Raw genomic sequence first — 9,596 nt, 5'->3', positions numbered from 1 at the left:
CGGTTGGGGAATGAGACGTGGCCGGTCTTTGTGCATCTACCCACGGAGGGTGCACAAAGACCGGCCACGATCTTTAAGGCGGGTGTGGTTCAGGAGCGTTGCTGGCGCACCAATGTCGATACAGGGACGATCAGGCCTAGGACGGCCACGATGATTGTTCCTACGATCTGACCGGTGAACATCTCTGGAACGGGATCGTCGAGCCTGATTCCGTCGTAGATCATGAACACGAGGTAGAACGCAACGGCGACACCGAGTGCACCTGCGACCTGCCGACCCACTCCAGATCTAACGTTCACAGACAGTCTCCTTGCGACTAGAACCACTTATGAGTAGGACGATAGCTGAGGACCAGCTACCCGATGAGTGCCTTGGCGCAGCCGCCGATCGAACCGGCGTCATTCGCGACCGGCATGACCTTCGCGATGCTCTCCATACTCTCTGCAGGTAGCAACACCCCGTCATCACCGGAAGGGACGATCCGATTCGGCATCGTCCTCGAGACGGAGAACCCGCCGAGCTGTACACGCGGCTACGAGAGCACGCAGCGGATGATCGACCAGATCAAGGCGCGCAACCCCGACTTCGACATCAACTACGACGACTTCCCGTTCAACACCGAAGCCGCCTGCTCGGTGCCCACCGGCAGTCCGACAGCGGTGCGCGGCGCCAACAACGCCGACTTGTCGAACCCCGACTTCGTGCAGCCCTGGGACAACAAGCCCAAGCGTGATCCCGACGAGCTGAACCTCAACCCGCTCGCCAACCAGTTGGCAGGCCTGGTGGGCGTACGCGCCGAAAACTAGCGTAGCCGCAACAGTTAGCCATGAACCCCGCAGTTCCGCAGTATGAGAAAGGCCGCCTATGACAATCTCAGGGCCGAACAGGCATGAACCCACACCGTCGGTTTTCAGCAACGGCGAAGCCGTTTCCGATCAGTTCAAATAGGTCGCGGCCGTAGGCCGTGCCAATTGCGCCCGGAACGGCGAAGCCGGTCCATCACCGCGCGGCGCCGCGTGGACGCACAGCATCTGTGTTTCCCCTACGGTCGGGCGCTTGCCTTCCGTTCGGGTGAGATGGTCTTACGTTTGGCGGTGATCGCACGGCGGCCCGATGTAGGGGAACGAATAGAAACGCCCCAACCGCACCGAGGGGGGCGGTGCGGTGGGGCTTGCGTGGACAGTAGCCGACCTGTCGCGATTGTGTGGGCGTGTACGACACGTCGCCACCCGAGTGGGCATAGGATCGAACTGCCCGGTGGATCTGATTGCCGTCGATTCACAGGGGATAGGTGAACCAACTTCATAGAAAGGCCCGACTGATGCCGTCCAGTCAGCAGGGAGCGCGTATGCGCTCATGGGCGACGGGCTTCGATGGGGCCGGCCCTTCCTCCTCACCGCTCGTGAGTAGCGCGGCGAAGACGACTAGCAGCGGGTCGGGGCTTGGTACATGTCGCTGACGTCGACGCTCACGGTTTTCTTGTTGACGCGGACGACGAGGTACCAGGTGCCTCGGGTCTTGATCTTGTCGTCTTTGGCGATGGTGTCGGGGCCGTAGTTGGTGGCGGCCCCTTCGCTGATCTGCTGTTCACGGACTTTGGTCCAGTAGTCGAGCTGGTCGGCGCGTTCGGCCATGCGGGCGGTGAGAGTGTCGCGGCGGCCGCCGGTCGCTGCGGAGGATGATCTTTGCTGGCACATTCACGCCAAGCTTCGTCTTGAGGGTGGCCACAATGTCGATCTCCGTGAGGATCCTGGGGCGCGCCCATGAAACCCTCTACGTGATGTTCACAGTTCGACAGTTAGCAACCTTCTGAATTCATCTCGAATATTCGTAGTGTTAGCCGATCGCCTTGAGACGTCCGTCACGCAGGGTAGATTCATAGTTTTCCTTGAGGTTAACGGCGTGATGCAGAGTCCGTCGATACCGCGTCTCGACATCGTGAAACGGCCTGTGGCGCGCCTCGGTTACTGCGCCATAGCTGTTTACATTCGCGTCACTGATTTGCTGAGTGTTGCGCATCACTATTTTTGCTATGGGCTCCGGTTGAGACGCGAAATACTCTCTGCCGCATGAATATTCGGAGGTCCGGGATCTTGGTTCTGCTTGCCGCGGGACTTCTGTCCCCGATGTTGCCATCAAACGTCGGAGTGACGTCGGCCGCTCCGAGCTGCCCGCAGGTGATGGAGTTCTCCACCGGAGGGGCGGCGCAGCCCGACGGCATTCGACTCGGTGCGATGGGAAAGTCGGTGCCCGCCGACACGCAGCGAACGAAAGTTCACTACAGCGCGAGCATCTCGCCGGTCGGGGGCAACATCAGTGGGGCCGAGTCGACGGCCGAAGGCGAACGGAACCTGCGCCGGGCCGCGCGGTCGTTCCGCGCGCGCTGCCCGGAATCGCACATCCGCCTGGTGGGATTCTCTCAAGGGGCTCTCGTCACCGGCAACGTGTGCAACACGTTCGACTCCGACCCGGTGATGGCGCGAAACACGAGCTGCGTCCTCTATTCGGATCCACGCCGACCCGATCCAGTCCGACCCGGAGTCATGGCGACGCTGCCGTCGTTTGTGCCGGGATTCCCGATGATGGGGCCGCGGCCGCAGACGCGGAACATCCGCGTCACGCAGGTCTGCCAGACCAACGACGGGATCTGCGCGGCGCCCAACCCGATACTCGACCCGATCGGGTTCGTCAACAATCTCCTCGGGTACCTCGTCTACGGCGCGCACGGCGACTACTTCGCCGCACCGCACACCGTCGACGACGGCCGCTTGCACACGGTCCGGCGTACGCCGTACATACCGACGGCGGACACCCCCAGGCCGGCGCCGGGGGTCCCGACGCTCTACGACGTACTCGACCCGGTCACTCGCCTGTTCATCACGCCCGCGCCGATCGCGACGACGTATCGGCCGACACCTCTGGCCGCATACTTCCCGCCCATCCTCGCCTGGGCGCTGCCACCACGCATCGGTGCCATTGTGCTGCCGCCGATCACGGATCTGCAGGCCATCCTCATCACAGTCGTCCAGGTTGTCGATGCCGTCGTCGGGACCGTCGCCGACGCCGTCGACGCGATCACCGTTCCCGGAGTCGTGGCGGCCGAGCAGATTCCGTCGACTCCGGTGGCCGTGCCCGTCACCCAGGATGCCGAACTGGCCGCGACGCCGCTGGCGCCACTCGTTCCTAAGGATGGGACTGAGACTGAGCTTCCCCGGGTTTCGGAGATCGCATCGAATGTGTTCGGCCCGGCGGGGGGCGACGGGACCCAACTCGACCGAATGGCTGCTCGAGTGACAGCCGCGGTGTCGGACCTTCCGGTGCATCCGGCGTTCACGGTTCCCGCCGAAGCGCCGCTCGCCGACGCGTGACGATCAACCGGCAGCGGGTATCTGCACCTGAGCGAACAAGTCGTCGACAATCTCGGCGAGAGGTATGTACTCGCGGCCACACAGCCAGCCGCGGGTCGTCGGCGCGATCGCGCCTCGTGCAGCTCCTGCCGGTCCTCCCAGGGCACCGGCAGCGCCGCCGATAGCGCCGTCCTTGTAGCACTGCTTTTCCTTGGGACCGATGTTCGGATCGTCCTTGCATCCGTATCCGGCCTTACCGTTGAAACATGCCGATCCCGCGCTCGGAGCTTCGACCTGATGCGCACCCGCAGGAGCTGCCGAGGCGCTCCCCAGCGTCGGTGCCAGACCCACTGCGATGAACGCTGCCGGTGCAACCAGGCCAGCCATAGCGATGTTACGAAGCTTCACGATGTTCCTCCTAGAACGAAGTGCGATAGAGGATGTTTCCTCCCCTGGAAGCAGTTCAGATCAGGACGGCGCGGTCGGACAACTGCACACCGCAAACACGCGGCAAACGCCCATGTCGGGGGTGTAATTCATTTAGCCGGTCCGGACAACCGGCTGTCCGGACCGGACAACTCTCTCCGGTAGGTGCTTTTGCAGACAGGGTTAGCAGCGCGGAAGCCGAAGCAGGCCGACGACGGATCGATCTGGTTCGAGATGGATAACGGCCAGCAGCGGGTAGCGGCGGTCGAGCGTGCGGCAGCAGATCTGATAGGCGCGCCGCCGGAGAGTGCAGCAGCTTTCGCCGCGAGGATTGCCCGTCGCGGCGTCGTCAAGGCCAACCCTGCCGAGACCCCGGTCAAGAAGAGGCCCGTGGAGCCGAGCCGCCAGGACTGCGCACGCCGAGCAGTGCAGAAGCCGCAGGACCCACGACGCGGGCTGGGCAGGTGAGCGAGGGCGGTGGAAGACACGCCGTAAACGGGTGCGCGTGAGAGATGTTAGGGGCTGGTGATAAAGTTAGGAGTGGACCGTTAGGTCGCAGGTATCCCCACTCTATCTCTTACTGTCAATTAGAGAGTAACTGACCGTGCTACAATTATCAAACACGCAGGTCAGGCTGGTTTTTGGAGTGAAATTCCTGCGGTCTGACGTTCCCTCGTGATGTCCGAAAAAGGTGTGACATCTCAAGCGAACGGAAATTTGCATGACAATTTCACTCAACCGACACGGGGCGCTCATCGTCGCACTCGTGGCATTCCTGGTGGTCTTCGCCGGATGCGACAGCTCGGTTCAAGCGCAGATCCTCACGGTGATCTCGCAAGTCGCGGATCGATAGCCACTGGGGACCAGAGCGGGATGCCCTGCTCTGGTCCCCAGTGCGCGCGTGGTCGCCGAGGATGTGCGGCTGGCGCGACGCTGTGAGATGCAGATTGAACAGGGCTGACCACCACCTGTTCGGGGCGTGTCCGAGGGCCTGTACGAGGACGTGACCGCCTAGCGTTGGTGGACATGAAGATGTTCAGCGCTGCCGAAGCGTCCCGCGAGACCGGCGTGTCTCGAACGACCATCATGCGCAAGCTGGCTTCGGGTGAATTTCCGCAGGCCACAAAGGATGATGACGGTTGGCACATCCCCTTGGCGGACCTGCTCGCGGTGGGGCTGTCCCCTGGCCGTCCATCCCCTCCTGTACGAGGACATGATCAGTCCGAGGTGCGGACAGTGGCTGAGCTGTCCCACCAGGTCGAGCTGCTCCGTGTCCAGCTCGCCGCCGCGCAGCAGCTCGCCGTCGAGAAGGACCGCCTGGCCGCTGAGAAGGATCGGGTCATCGAGACCCAGGCCCAAGCGCTCCGCGCACTCGAAGCGGCACCGAGTCCTCCAGAGCAGCCGTCGGCCGCCCCACCAGTTGAGCCGGAACCGCAGGTCAGCACGCCAGCACCAGCGGCGCAGCCTGCGCGGCGCGGTGGGATTCTCGGTCTGCTCGGCTTTTGAGGGCTGCCGCGCGACCGCTCCGCGCTCGCTTGCCCTATGAACAGTCCTGCCGGATTCCGGTGCGCCTCCCCAGAATTGGGGCTGGTCAGAGCTACTGTCACCGCAAAGAAATGAGCGCCACCAGGGTCTTGGGGTCCCTGGCGGCGCTCGCTTAACCCCCTGCTGCGAACAGGGGAGAAAGCGTGGCATGAGTCTAACCGAGAACGATCTGACCAGCATCGAAGCGCCGCCGACGACGCGCCGTGATCTTGCTGACGCGGTCGCGCTGCTCGTTGAGGGGCTGGGCGCTCGCCCGTTGGGTCTGGTGTCGCTGGGAGCTGGTGACGAGGACCGTGCCCGTTTGGCCGCTCACCTGGGCCGCAACACCCTGCACGGCTGTCCTGGCCGCGATTTCCGCGCTGCGTGGCGGACCAACGCCGCAGGTGATGCCATCCCGCGACTGTTCCGTATGGGCACCAAGGGACTGGGCCGGTGTCAGTACGTCGCACTGACCCACCCGCAGCGGTCAGCTGTCCTGGTGATCGACGTTGACCAGCGTGGAAGCGCTGGTGGCCTGGTCGAGAACCTGAACTCGGACGTGTACAGGGCAGTGTCCAGGCTGTCCGCGACCGGTGCAGGGCCGTCGTGGATCGGGATCAACCCGCAGAGCGGAAAAGCCCAGCTCATCTGGTTGATTGACCCGGTGTACGCAGGTCCGGGCGGCGACTCATCGAACGTGCGGCTGCTCAAAGCCACCGCAACGGTGCTCAGTGACGTTCTCGGCGGTGATCCGGCGTTCGCGCACGTCCTGTCGAGGTCGCCGTTCTACCGAGGCAATGACCCGACCGCTTACCGTTGGCACTGCCAGCATCACCGGGTGGATCGTCTCGGTGATCTGATCGAGGAAGGTAGGGCGGTGACCGGCGAAGACGGGTCGACGCGGCGCAGCGAAGCGCAGTCGTTCACCAGTGGCCGCGCCTTGCTCGAAGCGGTGCAGGCGCGCCGTGCCGAGGCCGAGACGTTCAAGGCGCTGGCGGACGAACTGGCCGCAGAGCTGCCCGACGCCGCCGCGATGGACGCTGATCGGATCGACGGTGTGAAGGTCCTGTGGGTGAGTCAGGGCCGCGCTGCGCGTGATGAGACGGCGTTCCGGCACGCGTTGGCCGAGGCGCATCGACTACGCGCGGCAGGGCAGCGGATGAGCGATGCGAAGATCATCGACGCCTACGAGAGGGCGTACGCCGTCGCGCACGCGGTGGGCGCCGATGGCCGGACCGAAGACCTACCGCCGATGCGTGATCGTCTGACGCTGGCGCGACGAGTCCGCGGTTACGTCGTGGCCGGGCGCCCGTCCAGCTCGACTGCAGGCGGACCCGTCGAGACAGGTCGGGCCAACACCCGCGAACGCAAAGCGCTGGCGACGTTGGGCCGTAAGGGCGGCAAGAAGGCCGCCGAGCGATGGGCCGATCGGGACAGCGACTACGCACGCGCACAACTCGACAAGCTCGACAGTGCGAACCGACTGCGTGCGCTTAACACCGACGAGAACAAGGGCCGCGTGCTCGCCTACATCGCGAGTGAACGACGAGAGAAGCGCGAGCCGACGACGCGAGAGATCGCGGAGGAACTGGGTCTGTCGGTGAGTCGAGTGAAGGCCCTTCGACAGGCACTCGGGATGCAAGCTAAACGGGGCCGACCCAAAAAGGACTGAGCCGTAAGCAATATACGGTTCCCCTGCGGTACGTACCGCAGACGTGGGTTCCTAGCTTCTCCGGTGTTCCATTAACAGGGCCTCGTTCTGTTCGCGGTGCGGTGTCGTAGGGCGGTCGTAGTGTGCGGTGCATGGTTGATGAGCGGAGCGTCCCGGCGTACACCGAAGCGCAGGCGATTGCGGGAATGATCGCCGGTCACCGCATGGCCGGGATGGAGCCGACCCCGGGTGACGTTGCGGCGGCGCAACGTGGCTTCCGTGGCGAGTCGACCGCCGAGGACGAGCGTGTACGAGTGCTGGCCGAGATTACTGCGTCTCGGTCGGCTGCGCCGCCCGATGGTCAGCCGCTGCGCGACTGATTACCGTGCGCTGCGCGCCCGGCGTGACCTGAGCGGACGCACCGGCTCGCACAGTCCGGCGTTCTCCGCTAGCGCTCCGAACACGGCCCGTGCTCACGGTCCGTCCGCTCAGGTCACCTCGTGGTCTGGCTGCTCCTCGTCCTGCGCGGATCGTTCCTCACCACGCATCCGCTGACAGACCACGAGAGCGAGCTATACCCTAGAGTTACTCCGTTGCTGCGCAACGTTCGTACTCTAGGGTCGCTCGCCGTGTTCGCTGCGCTCACTACGGGACCTGTTCACTTCGTTCACAGGAGGTCGACGTGACCGTCGAGAGTGGCGGCTCCGCCGCTGACAAGGCGCTCGCCGCACAGGTGTTGCGGCTGTACCGGCGCGCGGAGTCTGAGCGCCAACGCGGCGGCGTGAAGCGCACCCGCGTGGTCGCTGTGCGCTTTACCGACGCCGAGCATTCGGAGCTGGAGCAGGCCGCGTTGAGCGACAACTATCGCCAGTTGGGTGCGTGGATTCGCGAGGTCCCGGTGCGGTTGATGCTCGACATGCGCCGCAAGCAGCGCAGCGCCGAGCGCGCCGCCCGCGGGGAATCGGCCGGCACTTCTGCCGGCGGATCGTCGGTGCCGGCCGAAAGTGCCGGCGGATCGACGGCGGGTGCGCTGTCGGTGGAGCAGTGGCAGTTGGTCCACGATCTGCGGGTGGAGCTGTCGAAGGTCGGCAACAACGTGAACCAGATAGCGCGCGGCTTGCACGGTGAAGCCAAGCCGATGGACGAGCGGCGGTACGCGCGAGCGCTCGAGGTGACCACCGAGCACATGGACGCCACGCGCCGCGAAGTCGCGCGGCTGTACGAGCTGCTGGCCCGGTTGGAAGAGAGGTGATCGCCAAGATCACCCGAGGGTCGGACGCGGCGGGTCTGGCCCGGTATCTGCATGGGCCTGGCCGGTCGAACGAGCACGTCTATGTGCGCGGTGGCCGGACGTACTCGGGTGGTCTGGTGATCGGTGGGACGGTGCCGGTGGTCGATGATCGCGACGGCAGCGGGTGGGCGCGCGCGTTCAAGTTGGCGCACGAGCAGCGTCCGCGCGTGCAGAAGAATGTTTGGCAGTGCTCACTACGTACGCACGCCGACGATCGTCGGTTGAGCGATGACGAGTGGAACCAGGTAGCCGATCAGCTCGCGGAGCGTCTCGGGTTCGCTGAGCACCCGTACGTCGTGGTGCGTCACGCCGACGATCACGTGCACGTCGCGGTCTCGCGAGTGGCCGACGACGGGAAGGTGTGGAAGGGCGCGCACGACTTCCGCGCAGTGCGCCCGGTGATGCGCGAGGCCGAGCAGCGCTACGGACTGACCGAGGTCCCCGACTACCAGCAGGCACCAGCACCCAAGACCGGGTTGACTCAGGGCGAAGAACGCCGCGCACGCCGTACCGGTCAGACACCGGTCCGCGCAGACTTGGCGATGAACGTTCGTGCCGCCGTCGACGTCGCCGCCGGATCAGGACGTGCGGGGTTCGAAGCGGAGCTGGATCGTGCGGGGATCCTCTACCGCGCCAACGTCGCGAGCACCGGGAGGGTCAACGGGTACAGCTTCGCCGACCCCAACCGACTCGACGGCGACGGTCAGCCGGTTTGGTTCTCCGCGTCCAAGCTCGACCGTGGACTGTCCTGGTCGAAAATGGCGCCCACCCTCGACGGCCCCGCGAAGCACCGCGCGGCACCTGGCGGGAAGCCGGTAGAGCCGCGTAAACGGTTGGAGAGCGGCGCGAGCTTCCAACGCCGCACGGACGAGGCACGCGCCGAATCCGACCGGATCGGGCGCAACCGGTACCGACACGAGCGCACCAACGCACTGCGCGACGAGCAGCAACAGCACGCACGGTTCTGGACCACACAGCCGGTCACCGCACCGCCGAAGAAGACCGCACCGCCAGCGGCGGCGATCGCGGACCGGCGGCGCGCCGCCGAGCGTGCTGCAGCCGGTCCGCTGGGTGCAGGGGCGAGGAAGACCACGCCGCCGACCGCGGTCGAGCGTGCAGCAGCGGGACCGCTGGGCGCACCAGCGGAGAGTGCAGCAGCTCGCGCCGCGAGGCTGGCCCGTCGCGGCGTCACCCAGGCCAACCCGTCCAAGGCCCCGGTCAAGAAGAAGACTGTGGAGCCGAGCCACCAGGACCGCGCACGCCGTGCCGCGCAGAAGCCGCAGGACCCACGACGAGGAATGAGCAGGTGAGCGACGAAAGTAGTCCCGGCTAGCCGTTCCGGACGCCTCTGCTGCGA

General features: G+C 65.2%; 11 protein-coding genes and 1 pseudogene. 9 read left to right on the top strand and 3 right to left on the bottom strand.

The window, feature by feature from the left end; translation table 11 throughout:
* Positions 1–89: 89 nt before the first annotated feature.
* Positions 90–299, bottom strand: coding sequence for a hypothetical protein (locus tag GM1_RS20620; RefSeq protein ID WP_008382148.1), 210 nt, complete (start codon positions 297–299; stop codon positions 90–92).
* A gap of 87 nt (positions 300–386) precedes the next feature.
* Here GM1_RS20620 and GM1_RS20615 point away from each other — a divergent pair.
* A pseudogene (locus GM1_RS20615) lies at positions 387–806 on the top strand (mammalian cell entry protein); the annotation flags it as partial.
* A gap of 618 nt (positions 807–1,424) precedes the next feature.
* Here GM1_RS20615 and GM1_RS20610 read toward each other — a convergent pair.
* A complete protein-coding gene (locus tag GM1_RS20610; protein WP_008382146.1) occupies positions 1,425–1,697 on the bottom strand; it encodes a hypothetical protein in 273 nt (90 codons plus the stop codon).
* 372 nt (positions 1,698–2,069) lie between these two features.
* Here GM1_RS20610 and GM1_RS20605 point away from each other — a divergent pair, with 372 nt between their 5' ends.
* Positions 2,070–3,368, top strand: coding sequence for a cutinase family protein (locus tag GM1_RS20605; RefSeq protein ID WP_157436247.1), 1,299 nt, complete (start codon positions 2,070–2,072; stop codon positions 3,366–3,368).
* A gap of 3 nt (positions 3,369–3,371) precedes the next feature.
* On the opposite strand, the gene GM1_RS20600 is transcribed toward GM1_RS20605, so the two are convergent.
* Positions 3,372–3,755 (bottom strand): hypothetical protein, encoded by a 384-nt coding sequence (locus GM1_RS20600; RefSeq protein ID WP_008382143.1) that lies wholly within the window; start codon positions 3,753–3,755, stop codon positions 3,372–3,374.
* Between the two features lie 183 nt (positions 3,756–3,938).
* Here GM1_RS20600 and GM1_RS20595 point away from each other — a divergent pair, with 183 nt between their 5' ends.
* The 7 genes from GM1_RS20595 to GM1_RS21795 all read left to right on the top strand — a co-directional run bounded on the left by GM1_RS20595 (position 3,939) and on the right by GM1_RS21795 (position 9,549).
* The gene (locus GM1_RS20595) at positions 3,939–4,241 is read left to right on the top strand and encodes a hypothetical protein (RefSeq protein WP_008382142.1); all 303 of its coding nucleotides are present in this window, start codon (positions 3,939–3,941) and stop codon (positions 4,239–4,241) included.
* A 253-nt stretch (positions 4,242–4,494) separates the two neighbouring features.
* Entirely contained in the window at positions 4,495–4,626 is a 132-nt protein-coding gene (locus tag GM1_RS23165; protein WP_263053710.1) for a hypothetical protein, read from the top strand.
* A 383-nt stretch (positions 4,627–5,009) separates the two neighbouring features.
* Positions 5,010–5,279, top strand: coding sequence for a hypothetical protein (locus GM1_RS22555; RefSeq protein ID WP_157436245.1), 270 nt, complete (start codon positions 5,010–5,012; stop codon positions 5,277–5,279).
* 187 nt (positions 5,280–5,466) lie between these two features.
* The gene (locus tag GM1_RS20585; protein ID WP_008382140.1) at positions 5,467–6,969 is read left to right on the top strand and encodes a replication initiation protein; all 1,503 of its coding nucleotides are present in this window, start codon (positions 5,467–5,469) and stop codon (positions 6,967–6,969) included.
* Positions 6,970–7,100: 131 nt separating this feature from the next.
* Positions 7,101–7,328, top strand: coding sequence for an antitoxin VbhA family protein (locus tag GM1_RS20580; RefSeq protein WP_008382139.1), 228 nt, complete (start codon positions 7,101–7,103; stop codon positions 7,326–7,328).
* 302 nt (positions 7,329–7,630) lie between these two features.
* The gene (gene mobC / locus GM1_RS20575; RefSeq protein ID WP_008382137.1) at positions 7,631–8,200 is read left to right on the top strand and encodes a plasmid mobilization relaxosome protein MobC; all 570 of its coding nucleotides are present in this window, start codon (positions 7,631–7,633) and stop codon (positions 8,198–8,200) included.
* Positions 8,197–9,549: a relaxase/mobilization nuclease domain-containing protein gene (locus GM1_RS21795; protein ID WP_008382135.1), complete on the top strand. Its 1,353-nt coding sequence runs from the start codon at positions 8,197–8,199 to the stop codon at positions 9,547–9,549. The genes mobC and GM1_RS21795 overlap by 4 nt, the downstream gene beginning before the upstream one ends.
* Positions 9,550–9,596 lie beyond the last annotated feature (47 nt).

Origin of the sequence: Gordonia malaquae NBRC 108250 (assembly GCF_000344135.1) — a bacterium.
GTDB classification, from domain to species: domain Bacteria; phylum Actinomycetota; class Actinomycetes; order Mycobacteriales; family Mycobacteriaceae; genus Gordonia; species Gordonia malaquae.
This window is presented reverse-complemented; position numbering and strand designations above follow the sequence as displayed.